Source organism: Amycolatopsis acididurans, from assembly GCF_012328925.1.
GTDB lineage: Bacteria > Actinomycetota > Actinomycetes > Mycobacteriales > Pseudonocardiaceae > Amycolatopsis_E > Amycolatopsis_E acididurans.
Window position 1 is genome coordinate 645551 of sequence record NZ_JAAXLS010000001.1, and the last position, 21301, is coordinate 666851.

At 69.5% G+C, this 21301-nt stretch carries 20 protein-coding genes; 17 read left to right on the top strand and 3 right to left on the bottom strand.

Going from position 1 to position 21301, the window contains the following annotated elements; genetic code table 11:
• Positions 1-38 precede the first annotated feature (38 nt).
• The 5 genes from HFP15_RS03220 to HFP15_RS03240 all read left to right on the top strand — a co-directional run bounded on the left by HFP15_RS03220 (position 39) and on the right by HFP15_RS03240 (position 6368).
• Positions 39-1172 carry a LuxR C-terminal-related transcriptional regulator gene (locus HFP15_RS03220; RefSeq protein ID WP_168511129.1) on the top strand — a complete coding sequence of 378 codons (1134 nt, stop codon included), beginning with the start codon at positions 39-41 and terminating at the stop codon, positions 1170-1172.
• Between the two features lie 66 nt (positions 1173-1238).
• Positions 1239-2213 carry a zinc-binding dehydrogenase gene (locus tag HFP15_RS03225; protein ID WP_168511131.1) on the top strand — a complete coding sequence of 325 codons (975 nt, stop codon included), beginning with the start codon at positions 1239-1241 and terminating at the stop codon, positions 2211-2213.
• Between the two features lie 10 nt (positions 2214-2223).
• Positions 2224-2997, top strand: coding sequence for an enoyl-CoA hydratase/isomerase family protein (locus tag HFP15_RS03230; protein ID WP_168511133.1), 774 nt, complete (start codon positions 2224-2226; stop codon positions 2995-2997).
• Between the two features lie 86 nt (positions 2998-3083).
• Positions 3084-4745, top strand: coding sequence for an AMP-binding protein (locus tag HFP15_RS03235; RefSeq protein ID WP_168511135.1), 1662 nt, complete (start codon positions 3084-3086; stop codon positions 4743-4745).
• 3 nt (positions 4746-4748) lie between these two features.
• On the top strand, positions 4749-6368 hold the full coding sequence (locus tag HFP15_RS03240; RefSeq protein ID WP_168511137.1) for an AMP-binding protein: 1620 nt from the start codon (positions 4749-4751) through the stop codon (positions 6366-6368).
• On the opposite strand, the gene HFP15_RS03245 is transcribed toward HFP15_RS03240, so the two are convergent.
• Both HFP15_RS03245 and HFP15_RS03250 read right to left on the bottom strand, forming a co-directional pair.
• On the bottom strand, positions 6358-6756 hold the full coding sequence (locus HFP15_RS03245; protein WP_168511139.1) for a MaoC/PaaZ C-terminal domain-containing protein: 399 nt from the start codon (positions 6754-6756) through the stop codon (positions 6358-6360). The genes HFP15_RS03240 and HFP15_RS03245 overlap by 11 nt on opposite strands.
• The gene (locus HFP15_RS03250; RefSeq protein ID WP_312871427.1) at positions 6753-7172 is read right to left on the bottom strand and encodes an FAS1-like dehydratase domain-containing protein; all 420 of its coding nucleotides are present in this window, start codon (positions 7170-7172) and stop codon (positions 6753-6755) included. Before HFP15_RS03250 ends, HFP15_RS03245 begins: the two co-directional genes overlap by 4 nt.
• Before the next feature lie 65 nt (positions 7173-7237).
• Here HFP15_RS03250 and HFP15_RS03255 point away from each other — a divergent pair, with 65 nt between their 5' ends.
• Positions 7238-8407 (top strand): acyl-CoA dehydrogenase family protein, encoded by a 1170-nt coding sequence (locus HFP15_RS03255; RefSeq protein ID WP_168511143.1) that lies wholly within the window; start codon positions 7238-7240, stop codon positions 8405-8407.
• A 1-nt stretch (position 8408) separates the two neighbouring features.
• A complete protein-coding gene (locus HFP15_RS03260; RefSeq protein ID WP_168511144.1) occupies positions 8409-10319 on the top strand; it encodes an AMP-binding protein in 1911 nt (636 codons plus the stop codon).
• A gap of 56 nt (positions 10320-10375) precedes the next feature.
• On the opposite strand, the gene HFP15_RS03265 is transcribed toward HFP15_RS03260, so the two are convergent.
• Entirely contained in the window at positions 10376-11152 is a 777-nt protein-coding gene (locus tag HFP15_RS03265; protein WP_210716634.1) for a FadR/GntR family transcriptional regulator, read from the bottom strand.
• Between the two features lie 110 nt (positions 11153-11262).
• On the opposite strand from HFP15_RS03265, the gene HFP15_RS03270 reads away from it, so the two are divergent.
• The 10 genes from HFP15_RS03270 (at position 11263) to HFP15_RS03315 (ending at position 21282) form a co-directional block, all read left to right on the top strand.
• Positions 11263-12276 (top strand): acyl-CoA dehydrogenase family protein, encoded by a 1014-nt coding sequence (locus HFP15_RS03270; protein ID WP_168511146.1) that lies wholly within the window; start codon positions 11263-11265, stop codon positions 12274-12276.
• A 60-nt stretch (positions 12277-12336) separates the two neighbouring features.
• Positions 12337-13503: an acyl-CoA dehydrogenase family protein gene (locus HFP15_RS03275; RefSeq protein WP_168511148.1), complete on the top strand. Its 1167-nt coding sequence runs from the start codon at positions 12337-12339 to the stop codon at positions 13501-13503.
• Complete coding sequence (locus HFP15_RS03280; RefSeq protein ID WP_168511150.1) at positions 13503-14243, top strand: SDR family NAD(P)-dependent oxidoreductase; 741 nt, start codon at positions 13503-13505, stop codon at positions 14241-14243. Before HFP15_RS03275 ends, HFP15_RS03280 begins: the two co-directional genes overlap by 1 nt.
• Positions 14243-15406 (top strand): thiolase family protein, encoded by a 1164-nt coding sequence (locus HFP15_RS03285; protein ID WP_168511152.1) that lies wholly within the window; start codon positions 14243-14245, stop codon positions 15404-15406. The genes HFP15_RS03280 and HFP15_RS03285 overlap by 1 nt, the downstream gene beginning before the upstream one ends.
• On the top strand, positions 15403-16623 hold the full coding sequence (locus HFP15_RS03290; protein ID WP_168511154.1) for an acetyl-CoA hydrolase/transferase family protein: 1221 nt from the start codon (positions 15403-15405) through the stop codon (positions 16621-16623). The genes HFP15_RS03285 and HFP15_RS03290 overlap by 4 nt, the downstream gene beginning before the upstream one ends.
• Positions 16620-17519: a hydroxymethylglutaryl-CoA lyase gene (locus HFP15_RS03295; RefSeq protein ID WP_168511156.1), complete on the top strand. Its 900-nt coding sequence runs from the start codon at positions 16620-16622 to the stop codon at positions 17517-17519. The genes HFP15_RS03290 and HFP15_RS03295 overlap by 4 nt, the downstream gene beginning before the upstream one ends.
• A gap of 12 nt (positions 17520-17531) precedes the next feature.
• A complete protein-coding gene (locus HFP15_RS03300) occupies positions 17532-18290 on the top strand; it encodes an SDR family NAD(P)-dependent oxidoreductase (RefSeq protein WP_168511158.1) in 759 nt (252 codons plus the stop codon).
• Entirely contained in the window at positions 18287-19114 is an 828-nt protein-coding gene (menB, locus tag HFP15_RS03305) for a 1,4-dihydroxy-2-naphthoyl-CoA synthase (protein ID WP_168511160.1), read from the top strand. Before HFP15_RS03300 ends, menB begins: the two co-directional genes overlap by 4 nt.
• An 11-nt stretch (positions 19115-19125) precedes the next feature.
• Complete coding sequence (locus tag HFP15_RS03310) at positions 19126-19902, top strand: enoyl-CoA hydratase/isomerase family protein (protein ID WP_168511162.1); 777 nt, start codon at positions 19126-19128, stop codon at positions 19900-19902.
• Between the two features lie 201 nt (positions 19903-20103).
• The gene (locus tag HFP15_RS03315; RefSeq protein ID WP_168511164.1) at positions 20104-21282 is read left to right on the top strand and encodes an ABC transporter substrate-binding protein; all 1179 of its coding nucleotides are present in this window, start codon (positions 20104-20106) and stop codon (positions 21280-21282) included.
• The last annotated feature ends 19 nt before the right edge of the window (positions 21283-21301 follow it).

Here is a 21301-nt window from a genome sequence, read left to right on the forward strand (position 1 = left end):
TGACTACAGCCGGGAGCGGATCGGAAAGGCACGACGAGGTGCGAACAGAGCGGGCCGCCGGGGCGAGCCGTCGCGCGGAGCTGACGGCCCGCGCCAGGAAGCTGCTGAACGAGAGCGCGCCGCTGACCGGCACGCCCGCCGCCGAGGGCGGGGACCTGACCTCGCTCGACGCGGCGCTGGCCGTCGTGGTCGGCCAGCTCACCGAGTTGCTCTCCGCGGGTGGCGAGGGATCGGCCCAGGTGGGCGGCCTGCTGGCGCGGACCTACGCGCTGCGCCACGAGGTGCGCGAATTCCGGATGGGCGAGCGGCTGCGGCGGCTGGACGTGCTCGACGCGGCACTGGCGAAGCTACGCCACGTGCACGAGCCCGACGAGTTGCTCGATCGGGTGTGCGAGGCGGTGGTCGAGGGATGCGGCTTCGACCGGGTACTGCTCTCGCGTGTCGAGGGCTCGCTGTGGCGGCCGTGGAAGAGCTACGCGGTCGGCGACCGCGACCCTGAACGAGCGTTCCGGCAATGGCTGCGGACGGTGCCGGAGATCCAGCTGGGCAACATGCTGCTGGAAACCGAGATGGTGCGCAGGCACGAACCGGCTCTGGTGACCGATCCGGACCACGATCCACGCGTGTACCAGCCGCTCCTGCAGGCGTCCTCGCTCACGTCGTACGTGGCCGCGCCGCTCATGCCGACCGGCCGGGTGATCGGGTTCCTGCACGCGGACTACCTGGCCGAGCCGGTGACTCCGCTGGACCGCGACGTGCTGTGGGCCTTCGCCGTGGGCTTCGGCCAGATCTTCGAGCGCGCGGTGCTGCTCGGCAGGCTGCGCGAGCAGCGGGAACAGGTGCGCGCGGCGATGCGCACCGTCGAGGACGTGCTCGACGACCTCGCCTCGGCGGAGATCGAGCTGACCCGGCGGGCGCCCGACAGCCCCACCCGGCCCGTGCGGCTGCCCGCGCGATCGACCGCGGCGCTCGAATCGCTGCTCACCAGCCGGGAGCTGGAGGTGCTCGCGCTGATGGCCACCGGCGCGACCAACAACCGCATCGCCGACGAGCTCGTGATCGCGGGCGGGACCGTGAAGTCCCATGTGAAGCGGATTCTGCGCAAGCTCTGCGTCGAGAACCGCGCGGAGGCCATCTCCCAGTACCTCCGCCTGACCATGGGCGACTCGTAACGCCTCTTGAAACCGCACCCCGTCCGACTTAAGGTACAATGGTCTGACCGAATTGAGGAGGCTGGTGTGCGGGCGATCGTGCTGCGTGAGTTCGGTCCGGCGGGAAACCTCCGGCCGGAGGAGATCCCCGGCCCGGTCGACGAGCCGGGCTGGGTGCGGATCAACCTGCGGGCGAGCGCGCTCAACTGGCACGACGTCCTGGTGCGGCAGGGCAGGTACGGCTCGCCGTTGCCGCACGTGCCGGGCGCCGACGGCGCAGGCGTGCGTGCCGACACCGGCGACGAGGTGCTGATCGTGCCCTCGCTGTGGTGGGGTGAGGACGAGTCCTTTCCGGCTCGCGGCTGGGAGATCCTGGGTGACCACCGTCCCGGCACCTACGCCGAGGCGGTGCGCGTCCCCGCCGAATGTGTCCTGCCGAAACCGCGCGGCTACAACTGGGCGCAGGCGGCGGCGCTGCCGCTGGTCGGGTTGACCACGTTCCGTGCCTTGTTCGCCAGGGCCCGGCTTCGCGCCGGGGAATCGCTGCTGGTGCTCGGGGCGGGCGGGGGAGTGGCGACGATGGCGGTGACGCTGGCCGCCGGGATCGGCGCGACCGTGGTCGTCACGTCGTCATCGGAGCGCAAGATCGAGCAGGCGCGCGAACTCGGCGCACGCGATGGGGTGCTCTACACCGAACCGGGCTGGCCTCGCGCGGCGAAAGCCATTGTGTCAGGCGGTTTCGATGTCGTGCTCGATTCGGTGGGCACGTGGCAGGATTCGCTCGACGCGCTCAAACCCGGCGGCAGGCTCGTGGTGCTCGGCGCGTCGCGGGCCGAGCAGGCGCCGCTCGACGTGCGCCGGTTCTACTTCGGACAGTACAGCCTGCTCGGCACGACGATGGGCAGTCCGCGCGACTTCGCGGGACTGCTCGCGCTGCTGGCCGAGCACGCGATCGCGCCGCCGGTGATCGACCGGTCGTTTCCGCTGGACGAGGCGGCCGCGGCGCACGAATACCTCGAACAGGGCGGCGGCTTCGGCAAGGTCGTCCTCGACCATCAGTGAAGGGGTTTCCATGATCCGCTACCGGGTCGACGAGCACGGTGCGGCGTTCGTGACGCTGGACGATCCGGCGACGCGCAACGCGCTGAGCGATGAACTGCTCGACGGGCTGTTGCGCGCGCTCGAAGGGGCGCGCGACGACGACGCCGTGCGCGTCGTGGTGCTGGAGTCCTCGCACGAGCGCGTGTTCTCCTCGGGCGGGAATCTCAAGGCGTTCGCCGACCAACGGCCGCCGATCACGAAATACGCCGGCCTCGACCGCTTTCCCCGGTTGTTCACGACGATCGCCGCCCTCGGCAAACCGGTCATCTGCGCGGCGGGCGGCGACGTGCTGGCCGGCGCCTTCGGGCTCGCGCTCGCGTGCGATCTGGTGCTGGCCAAGGAAACGGTGCGCTTCGGCTGCCCGGAGATCAACGTCGGCGCGTTCCCGTTCATGATCTCCGCACTGATCTACCGCAACGTGCCGAGGATGAAGGCCAACGAGCTGATGATGCTCGGCGACACGATCTCCGCGCACGAGGCCGCGGAACTCGGGTTCGTGAACAAGGTCGTGCCCGCGGCCGGATTCGACGACACCGTGCGCGACTGGGCGCACCGGGTGGCCGCGAAATCGCCACTGCTGATGAAGCTGGGCAAGGACGCGCTCGACACGACGCGCGATCTCGGGCTGCGCGAGGCGCTCGACGTGCTGCGGGCACAGCTCGCACTGGCGTTCACCACCGAGGATCTGGTGGAGGGGGTTCGGGCGTTCCGGGAGAAGCGGTCCCCGGTCTGGCAGCGGCGTTGACTTTTTTGGGGTCTAACCATATTAGTGTCGGTCCAGAACCTGCCGTTCGGCCGTATGTTCCTTCTCGAGATCAAGGAAGATCGCTGATGACGTTCGCGACGGTGAGAGACCGCTACTCCGCCGAGGAAATCGAGCACTTCTACGCGACGGGCCGCTGGTGCCCGCAGACCTTGTTCGACATGCTCGAGATCCAGGTGGCGCAACGGCCCGACAAGGTCTTCATCACCGACGACACCCGGTCGCTCACCTTCGCCGAGCTGCGTGACAGCGCCCTGCGGCTGGCCGCCGGGCTGCACCGCCACGGACTTCGCGCCGGCGACCGGGTGTGCGTGCAGATCCCGAACTGGGTCGAGTTCGCGCAGCTCGCCGTGGCACTGTCGCGGCTCGGCGTGATCATGGTGCCGATCATGCCGATCTACCGCTTCGACGAGGTCGGCTACATCGTGCGGAATTCCGGTGCCCGCATGGTCTTCACGTGCGAGACGTTCAAGAAGTTCGACTACGTCGACATGTACCGCACGGTGCGGGCCGACGCTGCCGGTCTGGAGCGTATCGTCGTGCTGCGCGGCAGCGAAAGCGAGGACACGACCGCGTTCGACTCGCTGTTCGCCGATGTGGAACCGGAGGCGGCGGCACGGGAAATCGGCCCGGGCGTGGGCCCGGACGACCATTTCGTGATCGTCTACAGCTCCGGCACGACCTCCCGCCCCAAGGGCTGCCTGCACACGTTCAACACGATGGCCTGCGGCTCCCGCCTGCTGGCCAAGGGTTTCGGCTACCGCGAATCGGATGTCCAATTCGGACCGTCACCGGTCACGCACACGACCGGACTGGTCACGAGCATCATCCTGCCCCTCATGCACGGCGCCGCCTCCCACGTGATGGAGATGTGGGAACCGCGCGCCGGCCTGGATCACATCCGGCGCTTCGGATGCACGCTGGCCGTGACCGCCACGACGTTCCTGCAGATGCTGATGGACGTCTACGATCCCGAGCAACACGACGCGAGCAGCCTGCGGCTGTGGGTCGCCGCGGGCGCGCCGATCCCCGGCTCGTTCGTGGAGCAGGCCGGGCGATTGCTGCCCGGTTGCCGGGTGCTCAGCCTCTACGGCCGCACCGAGAACATCACCACCACGATGTGCACGGTCGAGGACGAACCGCGCCGGTCGATCACCTCCGACGGACGCGTGCTGCCGGGCAGTTCGGTCAAGATCGTGGACGAACTCGGTGCGGAAGTGCCGCGGGGCAAGGAAGGCGACATCGCCTACCGCGGCCCGATGCACATGCTGGAGTACATCGGCAAACCCGAGGAGACCGCGGCGCTGTTCACGCCGGAGGGCTACTCGCGTTCCGGGGATCTGGGCGTGATGGACGCCGACGGCTACGTACGAGTCACCGGGCGGCTCAAGGACATCGTGATCCGCGGCGGGATGAACATCAGCGTCCGCCAGGTGGAGGACCTGCTGGCCGGGCATCCCGCGGTCGCCGCCGTCGCGGTCGTCGGCATGCCCGACCACCGGCTCGGCGAGCGGATCTGCTGTTACCTGATCCCGAAACCGGGGCACGAGGCGGTGACGCTGGACGAGCTGAAGGAGTACCTGCTGGGGCAGGGCCTCGCGATCCAGAAGATGCCCGAACGGCTCGAAGTGGTGCGCGAGTTCCCGATGACCGCGACCGGCAAGATCCAGAAACACCTGCTGCGCGCGGACATCGCGGACAAGCTCAAGGCCTCGTCGCTGTCGGTGTGAGCCATGGACTTCGACGTCACGACGCTGCGCGGCCGTCGCGCCGTCGACCGGTGGAACCGGATGGCGGTCGGTGATGTGCTGGAGCGGCTCACCTGGAGCAGGCCGGACCGGACCGCGATCACCGGATGGCGCGGTGCCTACGGCGACGAGGAGTTCCGCTCGCTGACCTACCGGCAGGCCGACGAAGCGGCGAACCGGGTCGCGCACGCGCTGCTGGCCGAGGGGCTGAGTCCCGGCGACCGCGTGCTGCTGTACTGCGACAACTCGGTCGAGGCCATCGTGCTGATGATCGGCATCGCGAAGGCCGGCCTGGTGGCGGTGCCGGTGAACCCGATGCTCGCGCCGGACGTGCTGGCGTGGGTCGTCGAGCACGTGGACGTCTCCTTCGCCGTCGTGGACGCCGAATTCGTGCAGCGCGCGGCGAACGTGCTGCCGAAGTCCGTGACGATCCCGATCGGCGGGCCCGCGCCCGGCCCGTCCTTCCACGACTGGATCCGCGAGCATCCCGCGACCGAGGTGGACGTCGCCGTGCACGCGGACGACGTGTGGAGTCTCGTGTTCACCTCCGGCACCACGGCGATGCCGAAGGCCTCGATGACCACGCACACCTACTCCTACCTGACCGCATACAGCTACGCCATGTCGCTCACCCGGGGCCTGGCCTACGAGGACGAGCTGAAGCTCGCGACCTTCCTGCCGATCGTCTACCACTGCGGGCACAACTCCGCCGTCCTGCCGGCGTTCTTCGCCGGCGGCACCGTCGTGCTGGGACGGCGGCCCGACGCGGCCGCGCTGGCGGATGCCGTCACGGCGGAAAGCATCACGGCGCTGTGGGCTGGTTCGCCGTTGTGGCTGAACAAACTCGTCGACGAGGCCGAGGCCCGGCCGGAGGTGGACCTGTGCAGCCTGACCGTGGCGATGTTCTCGTGGGGCGCCATGCAACCCGGTCTGTTCGACCGCGTCCGGGCGGCGTGCGGCGGCGACGTCGCGCTGCTGGAGGTGTTCGGGCAGACGGAATCCATGTCCTGCTTCCGGTTCTGGCCCGACCGCGAACCGGGCAAGGCCGCGGCCGGGGTGAACCACGTGGGCGTGCCCAATCCCATGCTGGCGGCCGACATCGTGGACGAGGAGGGCCGGAGCCTGCGCGGCAGGCCCGGGTTGGCGGGCGAGGCGGTGTACCGCTCACCGGTGCTCACGGCGGGCTACTACCGGGACCATGAAGCGACCGCGGAGGCCTTCCGTGGCGGCTGGTTTCACTCCGGCGACAGCTGTGCGTATGAGGTCGGCGGCGGCCAGATCATGGTGGACCGGTTCAAGGACATCGTGAAGTCGGGCGGGGAGAACGTGTCGAGCATGCGCGTGGAAGCGGCGCTCGCCGAGCATCCGGCGGTGGAGCGTGTGGCGGTCATCGGCCTGCCGGACGACACCTGGGGCGAGATCGTGGCCGCGGTGGTGCAGCCGAAGCCGGGGGAGCGGCCCGGCGAGGGAGAGCTGATCGCGCACGCCCGGCAGCGGCTGGCCGGGTACGAGTCGCCCAAGCGGATCCTCTACGTCGACGAGATGCCGCAGACGGTGGGCGGGAAGATCCTCAAATACCGTCTGCGGCAACGATTCACGCCGTGAGGACGCGCGCCCGCGCGCGGATCACCTCGTCCTCACCGCGGGCCGCGGCGAGAGTCAGTTCGGCGATGTGGTCCTCGACGCCCACGACCTCGCCCGAGAGCCGCAGCACATCACCGAGGAACACCGGCGCCACGAACCGGACCTCGAACTCACGCAGGTGTTCGGCACCGGCCCAGTCGGACAGCCACGAGGCGAGCATGCCCGCGTGCATCTGGCCCATCGCGAGCACGCCGGGGAAGCCGGCCTTCACGGCGAAGGCCGGGTCGTGGTGCAGCGGGTTGAAATCCCCGCCCGCGCCGGCGAACCGGACGATGTGTGTCTGTGTCACGGGGCCGATTTCCCGCACCGGCAGCTGGTGTCCTGGCTGGACCGGGACCGGTGGCCTCATGACTGTGCTCCTCGTTCGATCAGGGCCTCCCGCACACGGACGGCCGCCTCGCCGTGCTGGTCGGTGTACTCGGTTTCCAGGGTCACGATCCGCAGCGACTTCTTCCGCACGTCGTCCACGACGCGCCGCACGGCGGTCAACCGGTCGCCCGCGAGTACGGGACGGAGGTAGGTCCAGGTGACCGAGCCGACGACGACGCGCTCGTAGGCGAGGCCGAGCTTGTCCACGAAACCCCGCTGGTCGCGGTGGTGTCCGGCGACCACCACGTGCGTCGGCGTGGCGAGCACATCTTCGAACCCCGCCGCGCGAGCGGCCTCCGGGTCCGTGTGCACGGGGTCCTCGGCGAGTGTCGCGGTGGCGAACTCTTTGATCTTGCCGCGCTCGACGTCGAACGCGACCTCATCAACGACTGTCACACCCATCTCCCTTTTTGGTCTGACCTAAACTAAGATTAGACCGAAGACGTGCGAAGGGGAATGCCATGGATCTCGCGGACTCGCCCGAGGAGGCCCGGTTCCGGGCCGAGATCAGGGAGTGGCTGGGCGCCGCGCTCCCGAAGCTGCCCTGGCCGGAGCCGCCGGACCTGGTGGGCAAGGCGCCGTTCTGGCGGCAGTGGCAGCAGATGCTGTTCGAGGCCGGCTACGCCGGGCTGTCCTGGCCGAAGGAGTACGGCGGCCGCGGGGTGGACGAGAAGCTGCGCGCCGTCTTCACCGAGGAAACCGACCGCGCCGGGGCCCCGGAGCGTCTCAATATCATCGGTGAGGACTTCGCCGGCCCGACGATCGTGAACTTCGGCACCGAGGCGCAGAAGGAACGGTTCCTGCGCCCGATCCTGACCGGCGACGAGATCTGGTGCCAGTTGTTCTCCGAACCGGAGGCGGGCTCGGACCTGGCCTCGCTGCGCACCAAGGCCACCAAGGTGGACGGCGGCTGGCGCATTCAGGGGCAGAAGATCTGGACCAGCCGCGCGCAGCTCGCCGCGCACGCGATCCTGCTGGCGCGCACCGGCGGCGGACCGCGGCACAAGGGCATCACCTACTTCCTGCTGCCGATGGACTCCGACGGCATCACCGTGCGGCCGCTGGCGCACATGCTGGGCGAGGCCGAGTTCAACGAGGTGTTCCTCGACGACGTGTTCGTGCCCGACGAACTGGTGGTCGGCGAGGTCGACGGCGGGTGGCGCGTCGCGATGGGCACGCTGTCCTACGAGCGAGTCGCGATCGCCACGGGCCGGGTGAACACCACCCGCGCGGTGGAGGACATCATCTCCGACATCGCACACCGCACCGGCCCCGACGGCCGTCCACTGGGGACGGACCCGCGAATCCGGGCGCGCGTCGCCGATCTCTACGGCCGCGCGCTCACGCATTACCTGATCGGCCAGCGCGTCATCACCCAGGCGGCCGAGGGCGGCCCGCCGGGACCGGTGACCTCGATCGGGAAGCTGTTCTTCTGCCCGCTGGTGGAGGACCTGGCCGACTTCCGGCTGTCGCTGGACGAACTCGGCGGGCAGTTCGCGCTCGACGAGGAGCACGACTCGCGCTGGCTGCGGCTGGCCTACCAAGCGAGGGGCACCGCCATCGCCGGGGGATCGACCTTCATCCAGCGCAACATCGTGGCCGAGCGGATGCTCGGCATGCCGAGGAGCTGACGTGTACACCTGGACCCCTTCTGCCGACTACCTCGACAACGCCAACGTCACCCGGCTCGCGCGCGCCCACGGGTACGACTCGATCGCGCAGCTGCGCGAGGCCTCCGTCGCCGATATCGGCTGGTACTGGGACGCCGTGGTCAAGGACCTCGCACTGCCGTTTCGCACGCCGTATCACCGGGTCGTGGACCTCGCGCGCGGTATCGAACACCCCGACTGGTTCGTCGGCGGCGAACTGAACATCGTCGACGCGTGCCTGGACCGGTGGGCGGCGAGCGCACCGGAGCGGGCGGCGGTGGTCCACGAGGCCGAGGACGGCACCACCCGCACGCTGACCTACCGCGAGTTGGGCGCAGAGGTCGAGCGAGTCGCGGGTGGCTTGCGTGCGCTCGGCATCGGACGTGGTGACGCGGTGGGACTGTTCCTGCCGATGATCCCGGAAGCCGTGGTCGCCTGTTACGCGGTCGCGCGGCTGGGCGCGGTACTGGTGCCGCTGTTCTCCGGATTCGCACCCACCGCGATCGCGTCGCGTCTGCAGGACGCCGACGCGAAGGCGGTCATCGTGGCCGACGGCACCGTGCGCAGGCGGCGCGAGGTCGCGATGAAGCCGCTGCTGGACGAGGCGCTGGAGTCCTGCCCCACCGTCGAGCACGTCGTGGTGATCGGAAACCTCGATGGCACACCGAAGACCGGCGACCGCGACGTGCGGTGGAGCGAGCTGCCCACCGGCGAAGCCGGGGCCGCGGAGCCGATGCGAGCCACGGACACCTTGCTGCTGGCCTACACCTCCGGCACGACCGGGCGTCCGAAGGGCGCGGTGCACACCCACGCCGGGTTCCTGGTCAAGACCGCCAGCGAGGTCGCCTACTCGTTCGACATCGGCGAGGACGGCGTGTTCTGCTGGGTCACCGACATGGGCTGGATCATGGGCCCGCTGTCGATCTTCGGCACGCACGCCAACGGCGCGACGTTGCTGCTGTACGAGGGCTCGCCGGACGTGCCGGGCCTCGATCGCTTGTGGCGCCTTGCCGAACGCCACCGCGTCACCATGCTCGGCGTGTCACCGACGCTGATCCGCACGCTGCGCACGGGCGGGCACGACCTGCCGGACCTGTCCTCGGTCCACGTCATCGGCTCGACCGGCGAGCCGTGGGACCCCGACTCCTACGAATGGCTCGCACGCGAGGTGTTCGGCGGGCGGGTGCCGATCATCAACTTCTCCGGCGGCACCGAGGTCGGCGGCTCGTTCCTGGCGCCTTACCCGGTCGAGGAAATCCGCAGCTGCTCGCTCGGCGGGCCCTCACTCGGTATGGACGTCGACGTCGTGGACGACGCGGGGCAGCCGGTGCGCGGGCAGATCGGCGAGCTGGTGTGCCGCCAGCCCTGGCCGGCGATGACCCGCGGGGTGTGGAAGGACGACGAGCGTTATCTGGAGGCGTACTGGTCGACCTTCCCCGGGATGTGGCGGCACGGCGACTACGCGCTCATCGACGCCGACGGGCAGTGGTACATCCGCGGCCGGTCCGACGACGTCATGAACGTCGCGGGCAAGCGGCTCGCACCCGCCGAGGTGGAATCGGTGCTGACGACCCATCCCGCGGTGGCGGAGGCCGCGGCGGTGGGTGTGCCGGACGCGAAGAAGGGCGAGGCGGTGTGGGCGTTCTGGGTGCCGCGCGCCGGCGAGACCGAGGACGTGTCCGCGCGGCTGCGCGACATGGTGGCCGACGAACTGGGCAAGCCGTTCGCGCCGAGTGTGGTGCGGAAGGTGGCCCAGCTGCCCAAGACGCGTTCGGCGAAGATCCTGCGCCGGGCGGTGCGCGCGGCGATCCTCGGCCAGGACCCCGGTGACCTCTCCGGCGCGGAAAACCCCGAAGCCGTCGAGGAGATCCGCGCCGCCGTGCACGAGGCCTGAGATGGCGTGCGGGAGTCCCTCAAGGCGCATATGAGGGGCTCCCGCGCGGCGCGGGATCAGGCGTCGGGGACCTCGATCTCGGTGCGGTCGTCCACCTGCAGGACCGCTTCGGCGTAGGCGTGCACGTGGCGGCCCATGCGGCGGACGGCCGCGTCGGGGTCCTGGGCACGGATGGCCTCGGTGATGGACTTGTGCGCGCGCACCGTGGTGCGGCGCACCTCCGCGTCGACGAAGTCCTCGTTCTCCGTCGCGGTGTAGATGGCCTGCGACAGCGCGGTCATCAGACCGGTCAGCAGCTCGTTGTGGCTGGCCGTGGCGACCGCGACGTGCCAGTCGACGTTCGCCTGCAGGAACGAGGCGAGGCTGCCGTCGGGGTCGGCGATGTCCTTGTTCGCCGCGTCGAGCCGGTCGAGGTCGGCGTCGGTGCGATGGCGCGCGGCGAGCCGGGCGCAGAACGGTTCGATCGCCTCGCGGGTTTCCAGCAGCGCGGCGAGCCGGATCTGCTGGCCGCGGATGAGCAGGCTCACCGACGTGGCGACCGAGTCCCTGCCCGGCCGCTGCACGAACGCACCGCCCGCGCGGCCGGTCTTGATCCGCACGAGTCCCTGCACTTCGAGGATGCGCAGCGCTTCGCGCACCGTGGTGCGGCTCATCTGCGTCTGGCTCACCAGCTCGCGTTCCGGGGGCAGCGCGGTGCCCTCGGGGAACTCGCCGTCGAGGATCCGTTCACGCAGCTCGTTGGCGAGCACGTCCGAGGCCTTGGGCACCTCCATCGGCGTCAGCCGCACCGCCGATCGGATGGTTTTGGGCTCGTGTGCGCGAGCGCCGGCCATGTGGTTCTCCCAACAGATGGTCTAACGGTCTGACCTAAGTTACCATTTTCGAAGTATCGTCCGCGACGTATTGAATCAGTAATTGTCGCGGGAATCCGGGAGGCGCGAAGATGCGGTGGACTCTGACCGAGGATCAGGAACTGTTCCGGGACTCCTTCCGGGGCTGGCTGGAACGGTTCGCGCCGGTGGAGAAGGTGCGCGGCTGGCTGGATTCGGGTGACCCGGGGGAGTTCGAGCGGCGGTTCGTCGAAGAGGGCTGGTTCACCGTCGGCACGCCGGAAGAGCTGGGCGGTCAGGGCGGCGGGCTCGTCGAACTGGCGCTCGCGGCGGAACAGCTCGGCCGTGCGGCGGCGCCGTCGTCCGCGTGGCTGGCCGCGGTTCTCGCGGCTCCGTTTTTGTCGCAATCGCCCGAAATCGCCGCCACATCGCTGGAGGACGGCGAGTTCGCGGTGCTCGCGCTCGACGCGAGCCGTCCCCTTGACGCGGCGACGACCGGGAACGCAACGACGCGGTACGTCCTCGGCGGGGACCGGGCGCACCGGTTCGTCGTGCCCGGCGGCGACGGTGTGCGAGTCGTCGAAGCCTCCGATGTGGATGTCGCGCCGCGCAAGCTGCTCGACCGCAGCCGTTCGGTCGCGGATGTTTCCGTGAGTGGCGAGTCCACAGTGGATCTCGGACCGCTCGCCCTGCGTGCTGCCGTTCTCGTCGCGGCGGACAGCCTGGGCGCGGCGGAGCGGATGCTGGAGCTGGCGGTGGACTACAGCAAGCAGCGCCAGCAGTTCGGCGTGCCGATCGGCTCGTTCCAGGCGGTCAAGCACGCCGCCGCGCAGATGCTGGTCGACGTCGAAGCGGCGCGGTCGCTGGTCTACTACGCGGCCGCGTCGGTCGAGCAGGGGCACGAGGAGTGCGCGCTGCACGCGGCGGCGGCGAAGGCGCAGGTGTGTGCGGCGGCGGAGCGCGCGGCCGATGCGGCGCTGACGCTGCACGGCGCGATCGGTTACACGTGGGAGCACGACCTGCAGCTGTTCTACAAGCGCGCCAAGTTCAACAATATGCTTTTCGGATCGCCGGCCGTGTGGAACGAGCGGCTCGCCGCCGCGTTGCCGCTGGTCCCGGCGGCCTAGACTTTTGGTCAGTCCTTTAGTACAGTTAGTCCATATCCAGTGCGGGGTAGGAGACTTGCTGTGGACTTTGAGCTGACCGAGGATCAGGCCACCATCAGGGCGGCGGTGGCCGAACTGGCGGGCAAATTCGGTGACGAGTACTGGCTGGACAAGGACGAGGCGCACGAGTTCCCGACCGAGTTCTACGACGCGTTCGCCAAGGGCGGCTGGCTGGGCATCACCACGCCGGAGGAGTACGGCGGGCACGGGTTCGGCATCACCGAGGCCTCGATCCTGCTCGAGGAGGTGTCGGCCTCCGGCGGTGGCATGAACGCCGCGAGCTCGATGCACCTGTCGATTTTCGGGATGCACCCGGTGATCGTGCACGGCTCGGAGGAACTCAAGCGCCGCACCCTGCCGCGCATCGTCAACGGGGACCTGCACGTGTGTTTCGGTGTCACCGAACCGGGCGCGGGCCTGGACACCACGAAGATCACCACGTTCGCCAAGCGGGACGGCGACCACTACGTCGTCAACGGCCGCAAGGTGTGGATCTCCAAGGCCATGGAGTCGGAGAAGGTCCTCCTGCTCACGCGCACCACGAAGTTCGAGGACGCGAAGAAGAAGACCGACGGGCTGACGCTGTTCCTCACCGATCTCGACCGCGACCACGTGGACATCCGGCCCATCCGCAAGATGGGCCGCAACGCGGTGACGTCGAACGAGTTGTTCATCGACAACCTGCGGATCCCCGTGGAGGACCGGGTCGGTGCGGAGGGGCAGGGCTTCAAGTACATTTTGGACGGTCTGAACCCGGAGCGGATGCTCGTGGCCGCCGAGGCGCTGGGCCTGGGCCGGGCGGCGCTCAAGCGTGCGGTGCGCTACGGCAACGAGCGCGAGGTGTTCGGCCGTCCGATCGGCATGAACCAGGGACTGCAGTTCCCGCTGGCCGACTCGCTGGCGCGCCTGGACGCGGCGGAACTGGCGCTGCGCAAGGCGACCTGGCTCTACGACAACGGAAAACCGTGTGGCCGCGAGGCGAACACGGCGAAGTACCTGTGCGCGGACGCCGGTTTCCAGGCCGCCGACCGTGCACTGCAGACCCACGGCGGCATGGGGTATTCGGAGGAGTACCACGTCGCCCGCTACTTCCGTGAGGCGCGGCTGCTCAGGATCGCGCCGCTGAGTCAGGAGATGGTGCTCAACTATCTCGGCTCGCACGTGCTCGGACTTCCCAGGAGCTACTGATGTTTCGACTTGACGGCCGCGCGGCGCTGGTGACCGGCGCCGGAGGCGGGATCGGAGCGGCGGTCGCGAAAGCGTTCGCCACTGCCGGGGCGAAGGTGCTCGTCACCGACATCGACGAGGCGGCGGCGAAGGCGACCGCCGAGGAAATCGGGGCGGCGGCGGACTATTACGCGCTCGACGTGCGCGACAGCAAGGCCGCGGCCGAGGCGGCCCGCCGCGCCGCCGCGCTCGCGGATGGCACACTGCACATCCTGGTCAACAACGCGGGTGCCATCGCCCCGGCGATGTTTCCGAAGCTGACCGAGGAGGCGTTCCGCCGCATCCTCGACATCCACCTCGTCGGCAGCTTCGTGTGCAGCCAGGCGGTCCTGGAGTACCTGCCCGACGACGGAACCGGGCGGATCATCAACGTCACCTCGGCGGCGGGCCTGGAGGGCACGATCGGCCAGGCGAACTACGGTGCCGCCAAGGCCGGGATCATCGGGCTCACCAAATCGCTGGCCAAGGAGCTGGCGCGGCGGCAGGTCACCTGCAATGCGCTCGCACCGCTGGCCGCCACCGCGATGACCGAGAACATCCGCGGCAACGAGAAGCTCGCGGCCAAGACGCTGGCGCGGATTCCGCTCGGCCGCTGGGCCGGTCCGGAGGAGATCGCGGGCAGTTTCGTGTTCATGGCCTCGGACGCGGCCGGGTACATCACGGGCCAGGTGCTGCCCGTCGACGGCGGAACGGTGATGTGATGCGGCACGGACGCGAGGTGCTCATCGCCGAGGCGGTGCGCACGCCCATCGGCAAATCCCATCCCGAACGCGGCTGGTACCGCGACACCCACCCGAATACCTTGTTGCGCGCCTGCTACGACGAGCTGATCGGGCGCACCGGGCTCGAGCCGGGCGCGGTCGAGGACCTGGTGATCGGCTGCACGGCGCCGTTCGGGGAGCAGTCCCGCAACATCGGGCGCAACGCCTGGCTGCAGGCCGGATATCCGCCCGAGGTGCCGGCCGTGACGCTGGACCGCCGCTGCGGGTCCGCGCAGACCGCGGTCGAGATGGCCGCCGGGCTGGTCGGCACGGGCACGCACGATGTGGTGATCGCGGGCGGGGTCGAGCACATGGGGCACGTGCCGATCGACTCGCCGGGCAAGATCTCCGAACTCTACGGCGACCCGTGGCCGCAGGAACTGCGCGACCGCTACGCGTTCGTGCACCAGGGCGAGAGCGCCGAGCTGATCGCCGATCGCTGGCAGATCCCGCGCGAGGAGATGGACGCCTTCGCGGTGCGCTCGCACCGGCTCGCGGCCGAGGCGCTGGAGGCCGGGCGCTTCGACGCGGAGATGGTCCCGTTCGGGGACCTGCGGGGCGATCAGAGCATCCGCCCCGGCACGGATCTGGACGGCCTCGCGAAGCTCAAACCCGCCTTCCGCGAGGAAAACGGGCGGATCACCGCGGGCAGTTCGTCTCCGATCTCCGACGGCGCCGCCGCGGTGCTGCTGGCCTCGCGCGAGGCCGCGGCCGAGCACGGGCTGCGTGCGCGGGCCCGCATCGTCGACCAGACCACCGTCGGCGTGGACCCGATCATCATGCTCACCGGCCCGATACCGGCCACCCGCAAGATGCTCGACCGCAACGGGCTCTCGGTGGACGACATCGACCTGTTCGAGGTCAACGAGGCGTTCAGCTCGGTGGTGCTGGCGTGGGAGCGCGAGCTCAAACCCGATATGGACCGGGTCAACGTCAACGGCGGCGCGATCGCGCTCGGGCATCCGGTCGGAGCCACCGGGTCCCGGTTGTTCGCGACCCTGCTGTCCGAAATGGAGCGACGCGACGCCGAACTCGGGCTCGTGACGATGTGTTGCGGTGGCGGGCTCGGCACCGCGACCCTGGTGCAACGGCTCGACGGATGATCGACCTCGCCCCGTTCGTGCCGTCCGGCGCCGGGGTCTGGTGGAGCCAGGCCAGCGCCGAGCCGACGCCGCTCGTGCACGCGCTGCTCGACCAGGCCGACCGGATCGGCCCGGTTCGCGCGTTCTGCGGGCTCAGCTGGGACGAACGCCTCGTCAGGCAGTTGCCGCAGAACGTGACGCTGTCCTCCTACGGTGCGCTCGGTGAGCTGCGCAAGCTCAGCCGCACCGGGCGGTTGGAGGTCGTGCCGTGCCACTACTCGGCGCTGCCGAGAATGTTCGCCGAGGGCGCCCTGCCACGCGATGTCGGGCTCGTGCAGGTCTCGCCCCCCGACGCGGACGGCCTGTGCTCGCTCGGCGTCGGCGTCGACTACATCGCCGACGCCGTGGAGCACACCCCGGTGCTGATCGCCGAGATCAACCGCCGCATGCCGGCCACGACGGGCACCGCGCGGATTCCGCTGAGCCGGTTCGCGGCGGTCGTGGAAACCGACCGTCCGCTGTGCGAGGCGCCGGTACGGCCCGCCGACGACGTCGAACTCGCCATCGCACGGAACGTCGCCGAACTCATCGACGACGGTGACACGCTGCAGATGGGTGTGGGCTCGCTGCCCTCGGCCGTCCTGGACTGCCTGGCGGCACATTCCGATCTGGGCTTTCACTCCGGGATGATCTCCGACGGCGTGCTGCGGCTGGTGGAGAAGGGCGTGCTGACCGGCGCGCGCAAGGAGATCGACCGCGGCGTGATCGTCACCGGCGCGGCCTTGGGCAGCGCGGAGCTCTACGACCGGTTGCCGGAGCTGCCGGTGCAGTTCCGGCCCGCGAGCTACACCCACGCCCCGGAAACCCTGTCGCGGCTGCGGTCGCTGGTGGCGATCAACTCCGCGATCGAGGTCGACCTGACCGGGCAGGTCGGCGCGGAGCTGCGCCGGGGTGTCTACATCGGAGCGGTCGGCGGCCAGGTGGACTTCTCCCGGGCCGCCGCGCTGACCGGTGCCCGCTCGATCATCACGCTGCGGTCGCGATCCGGCTCGCACTCCACGATCGTTCCCGCCGTGCACGGCGCGGTCACCACCGGACGGTCCGATGTGGACGTCGTGGTGACCGAGTTCGGCATGGCACACCTGCGCGGCTGCGACCTGCCGGAGCGGGCCCGCCGCCTGATCGCCGTCGCGGCTCCGGAACACCGGGAAGCCCTGCAGAGAGGACGAACCGCATGACCGTGCACATCCGCGAAGTCGGGCCGCGCGACGGGTTCCAGAACGAACCCGAGCGCATCCCCACCGACGAGAAGGTGCGGCTGATCAACGCGCTGGGCCGGACCGGCCTCCAGCGCATCGAGGTCGCCAGTTTCGTGCGGCCGGACGTGATCCCGCAGCTCTCCGATGGCGCCGAGGTGCTGGACCGGATCGACGTGCCGGCCCACGTCCGGCTGATGGTGCTCATTCCCAACAGCAAGGGCCTGGACAACGCGCTGAAGGTGCGGGGGAAGTTCCACGACGCCGCGATCTTCGTGTCCGCGTCGGAGACGCACAACAAGCGCAACGTCAACCGCGCCATCGCCGAGACCATGGCCGACAACGACAAGATGGCCCGCCGGATCCGGGAGGCGGGCCTGGGCTGCGCCGCCGTGATCGCGACCTCGTTCGGCTGCCCCTACGAGGGCAAGGTGGAACCGGACAAGGTGCTCGGCCTTGCCGAACGGTTCGCCGAGGCCGGCGCCACCGAGATCGGCTTCGGGGACACCACGGGCATGGCGAACCCCCGCTACGCCAAGGAGTTCTTCGCCGCGGCGCTGGAGCGGCTGCCCGGGGTCGAGGTCACCGCGCACTTCCACAACACCCGTGGGCAGGGGCTCGCCAACGCGTTCGCCGCGTTCGAGGCCGGGTGCACGAGTTTCGAGTCGAGCTTCGGGGAACTGGGCGGCTGCCCGGTGCCGCCCGGCTCGACCGGCAACATCGCCACCGAGGACCTGGTGAGCATGTTCCACGAGATGGGCGCGGAGACCGGCATCTCGCTGCCCGCCCTCATCGACACCGCCCGTGACGTGCAGAACGTTCTCGGACGCAAGCTGACCAGCCATTCGATCGTCGCCGGCCCCATTGACTGGCACTGAAAGGAAAGCACCATGAGCAACCGCGTCGCGCTCGTCACCGGCGGTGCGCAGGGCATCGGACAGGGCATCGCGCTCACCCTCGGCGAGCAGAAGTACCAGGTGGCCATCGCCGACCTCAATCTCGAGGCCGCGCAAGCCACCGCGGAGCAGATCACGAACGCGGGCGGCACCGCGCTGGCCGTGCGGACCGACATCACCGACACGGCGTCGGTGCAGGCCGCGGTGAAGACCGTGACCGAAGCGCTCGGCCCGATCGAGGTCGTGGTCAACAACGCCGGCTGGGACGACTTCATGAAGTTCGTCGAGACCGACGAGGACTTCTGGAACCGCATCCTGGACATCAACTTCAAGGGCGCGCTGCGGGTCATCCAGGCCGTCGTGCCCGGCATGATCGAGCGAGGGTTCGGCCGTGTCGTCAACATCGGCTCCGACGCCGGGCGCGTCGGCTCGTCGCTGGAGGCGGTGTACTCCGGCGCGAAGGGCGGCATCATCGCGTTCACCAAGACACTCGCCCGCGAGGTCGCGACGAAGGGCGTCACCGCCAACACCGTCTGCCCCGGCCCGACCGACACCCCGGCGCTGCGCAAGTTCGCCGACAGCTCCGGGCAGGACGCCGACAAGGTGCTCGGCGGGATGGTGCGGAGCGTGCCGATGAAGCGGCTGGCCAAGCCCAGCGACGTCGCCGCCGCGGTCGCGTTCTTCGCCTCCGACGCCGCCGAGTACATCACCGGGCAGACCCTGTCCGTCTCCGGCGGACTCACGATGGCATGACGGGCCTCGACTGGAAGCAGGTCGGCGACTACGCCGACATCCGGCTGGACTACTCGGGCGACGGGATCGCCAAGATCACCATCTGCCGCCCGGAAGTGCGCAACGCGTTCCGCCCGCAGACGCTCATCGAGATCTCCGACGCACTCGACGTCGCCCGCGAGGACACCGGCATCGGGGTGATCGTCCTGACCGGACAGGGAGATCTCGCCTTCTGTTCGGGTGGCGACCAGCGCGTGCGCGGTGACACCGGCTACCTGTCCGAGCCCGGCAAGCCGGGCCGGTTCCACGTCACCGATCTGCACGTCCAGATCCGCCGCCTGCCCAAACCCGTCGTCGCGATGGTCGCGGGCTACGCGATCGGCGGCGGACACGTGCTCCAGCTCGTGTGCGATCTGGCGATCGCGGCGGACAACGCGCGGTTCGGGCAGGTCGGGCCGCGCGTGGGCTCCTTCGACGGCGGGTTCGGGGCCGGACTGCTGACCCAGCTCGTCGGTGCCCGCAAGGCCAAGGAGATCTGGTTCCTGTGCCGCCAGTACGACGCGCGGCAGGCACTGGAGATGGGACTGATCAACACCGTGGTCCCGCTCGCGGACCTGGAGGCCGAGACGGTCGCGTGGTGCCGGGAAATGCTGGCGCTCTCGCCGTTCGCGCTGCGCCTGCTCAAGGCGAGCTTCCACGCCGCGGAGGACGGTCTCGCGGGTATCCAGCAACTCGCCCACGACGCCAACCTGCTGTTCTACGCCTCCGAAGAGGCACAGGAGGGGCGCGAAGCCTTCAAGGAGAAGCGCCTTCCCGATTTCAGCCAGTTCCCGCGCCGACCTTGAGGAGCAACGACATGACAGACAACGCGGTCACCTGGCGGGACGCGGGGGAGGGCATCCGGGTGTTCACCCTGGCCCATCCGCCCGCCAATCCGCTCGGCCTGCCGATCATCGACGGGCTCAACGCGGCGCTGGACGACGCCGACGCCGCAAGCGGGGTGAAGGTCGCCGTGGTCGCCTCCGAGGTGCCCGGGTTCTTCGCCGCCGGCGCGGACATCAAGCACATGGTGGGCGCCGACGCCAAATCCTTCACCGCCTACGGCGACAAGCTCCGCGGGGTGCTGGACCGGCTGGCGGCACCGGAACGCATCACGATCGCCGCGGTGGACGGGCTCGCCCTCGGCGGCGGGCTGGAGCTGGCGATGGCCTGCACGCTGCGGGTCGGCGGCGCGGGCGCGCGATTCGGGTTGCCGGAGGTCAAACTCGGTCTCATCCCGGGTGCCGGTGGCACGCAACGCCTGCCACGGCTGGTGGGCCGGGGCCGGGCGCTGGACATCATGCTGACCGCGCGCCAGGTGCCGGCGTCCGAGGCGCACGCGATCGGGCTGCTGGACCGGCTCGTGGACGCGGGCAAGGCCGAGGCACAGGCGCTCGAACTCGCCGGTGAACTGACGCGGCTATCGCTGCCGGCGCAGAGCGCCGTGATCCGGACGGTCGACGCGGCGTTCGACCTGCCGCTCGCCGAGGGCTTCGCGTTCGAGGTCGCGCAGGAGCAGGACTTGTTCGAATCCGGTGAGGCCGGTGAGGGTTTGGCGGCGTTCCTGGAAAAGCGCCCACCGAACTTCGCCTGACGGGGGTAGGAAATCTCCCGAACGGGAGAACAGGATCTCCCATCGGGGGCATGAGATTGCCCCTTTCTGGAGACGCTTTTGTTCCAATAGTCAGACCAAAATTTGGGTGACGCGTCTGACACGTCGATCCGGAGTTTTCCCCTCCCCAACCAGAACGCAGAGGTCACCGTGAGGAACAAAGTCGTTCCAGCGTTTGCCACATTGTTGCTCGCCGGCACGCTCGCCGCGTGCGGGACGCCCGCCAGCAGCTCGTCGGGATCGGCCGCCGAAACCGTCAAGGTCGCGATCATCCCGCCCTCCAGCGGCGCGCTGGCCCAGTTCGGTTCGGACGCGGCCAAGGGCTGGCAGTACGCCGTCGACGAGGTCAATGCCAAGGGCGGCATCGACGGCCGCAAGGTCGAACTGATCAAAAAGGACACTGACGCGACGTCGGCGACGACGCTGCGCGCGGCGCGCGAGGTCGTGACCCAGGACGGCGCCGCGTTCATCGGCGGCGTCATGACCTCCACCGAGAACGGTGCGCTGAACCAGCAGCTGGCCGGGCTCAACGCGCTGTCGTTCAACAGCCTCGGCAAGGACGACGGGCTCACCGGCAAGGACTGCACCGCCAACGCGTTCCGCACCGTGCAGACCAACTCGATGGACGTCAACGCGCTGGCCGCGTCCCTGAAGACGCTGCCAGGCCAGAAGTGGGCGATCCAGGCCGTGGACTACTCGACCGGGCACAGCGCGGCCGAGGTGTTCAAGCAGGCCGCCGAAGCGGCGGGCAAGCAGGTCGTGCTCGAACAGTACGCACCGCTGAACACCACCGAGTTCGGCTCCTACATCTCGAAGCTGAACAGCAGCGACGCGGACGCCCTGTTCGCCGTGGAGTACGGCGCGGACGGTGTCGCGTTCGTCAACCAGGCCGCGCAGTTCAACCTGCCCGCGAAGCTCAAGTCCGTGCTGGGCTTCAACATGGTGTCCGAACCGCTGTTCCCGGCGCTGGGAGAGAAGATCGTCGGCTTCTACAACAACGTCGGCTACGACGTCGCCGCGAACAACGCGCTCAACACCGCGTTCGTGCAGGGCTTCAGCCAGAAGTACGGCAGCAAGCCCTACTACGTCGAGGCCGACGCCTACCTCGCGGCGGAGACGTTGTTCGCTGGGATCCACAAGGCGGGCAGCGCCGATCCGGCGAAGGTCCGCGATGCGCTGAACAACCTGAGCTTCGACAGCATCGCCGGCCAGGTGACGATGCGGGCGGGCGATCACCAACTGGTGCGGCCGTCCTACCTCGGCCAGGTCGTCAAGGACGGCTCCGGCCTCGCGTTCAAGATCATCGCGAGCGCGAACGGCGCACAGACCACGCCGCAGGCCGACCCCGCCTGCAAGCTCTGAGATCCGGGAAGGAGGTTGG

Excerpts from the sequence above, each read along its gene's own strand:
- HFP15_RS03230 (WP_168511133.1), top strand. The coding sequence starts at position 2,224 with ATGATCCGCTACCGGGTCGACGAGCACGGTGCGGCGTTCGTGACGCTG.
- HFP15_RS03235 (WP_168511135.1), top strand. The coding sequence starts at position 3,084 with ATGACGTTCGCGACGGTGAGAGACCGCTACTCCGCCGAGGAAATCGAG.
- HFP15_RS03240 (WP_168511137.1), top strand. The coding sequence starts at position 4,749 with ATGGACTTCGACGTCACGACGCTGCGCGGCCGTCGCGCCGTCGACCGG.
- HFP15_RS03245 (WP_168511139.1), bottom strand. The coding sequence starts at position 6,756 with ATGAGGCCACCGGTCCCGGTCCAGCCAGGACACCAGCTGCCGGTGCGG.
- HFP15_RS03255 (WP_168511143.1), top strand. The coding sequence starts at position 7,238 with ATGGATCTCGCGGACTCGCCCGAGGAGGCCCGGTTCCGGGCCGAGATC.
- HFP15_RS03265 (WP_210716634.1), bottom strand. The coding sequence starts at position 11,152 with ATGGCCGGCGCTCGCGCACACGAGCCCAAAACCATCCGATCGGCGGTG.
- HFP15_RS03270 (WP_168511146.1), top strand. The coding sequence starts at position 11,263 with ATGCGGTGGACTCTGACCGAGGATCAGGAACTGTTCCGGGACTCCTTC.
- HFP15_RS03280 (WP_168511150.1), top strand. The coding sequence starts at position 13,503 with ATGTTTCGACTTGACGGCCGCGCGGCGCTGGTGACCGGCGCCGGAGGC.
- HFP15_RS03285 (WP_168511152.1), top strand. The coding sequence starts at position 14,243 with ATGCGGCACGGACGCGAGGTGCTCATCGCCGAGGCGGTGCGCACGCCC.
- HFP15_RS03290 (WP_168511154.1), top strand. The coding sequence starts at position 15,403 with ATGATCGACCTCGCCCCGTTCGTGCCGTCCGGCGCCGGGGTCTGGTGG.
- HFP15_RS03295 (WP_168511156.1), top strand. The coding sequence starts at position 16,620 with ATGACCGTGCACATCCGCGAAGTCGGGCCGCGCGACGGGTTCCAGAAC.
- HFP15_RS03300 (WP_168511158.1), top strand. The coding sequence starts at position 17,532 with ATGAGCAACCGCGTCGCGCTCGTCACCGGCGGTGCGCAGGGCATCGGA.
- menB (WP_168511160.1), top strand. The coding sequence starts at position 18,287 with ATGACGGGCCTCGACTGGAAGCAGGTCGGCGACTACGCCGACATCCGG.
- HFP15_RS03310 (WP_168511162.1), top strand. The coding sequence starts at position 19,126 with ATGACAGACAACGCGGTCACCTGGCGGGACGCGGGGGAGGGCATCCGG.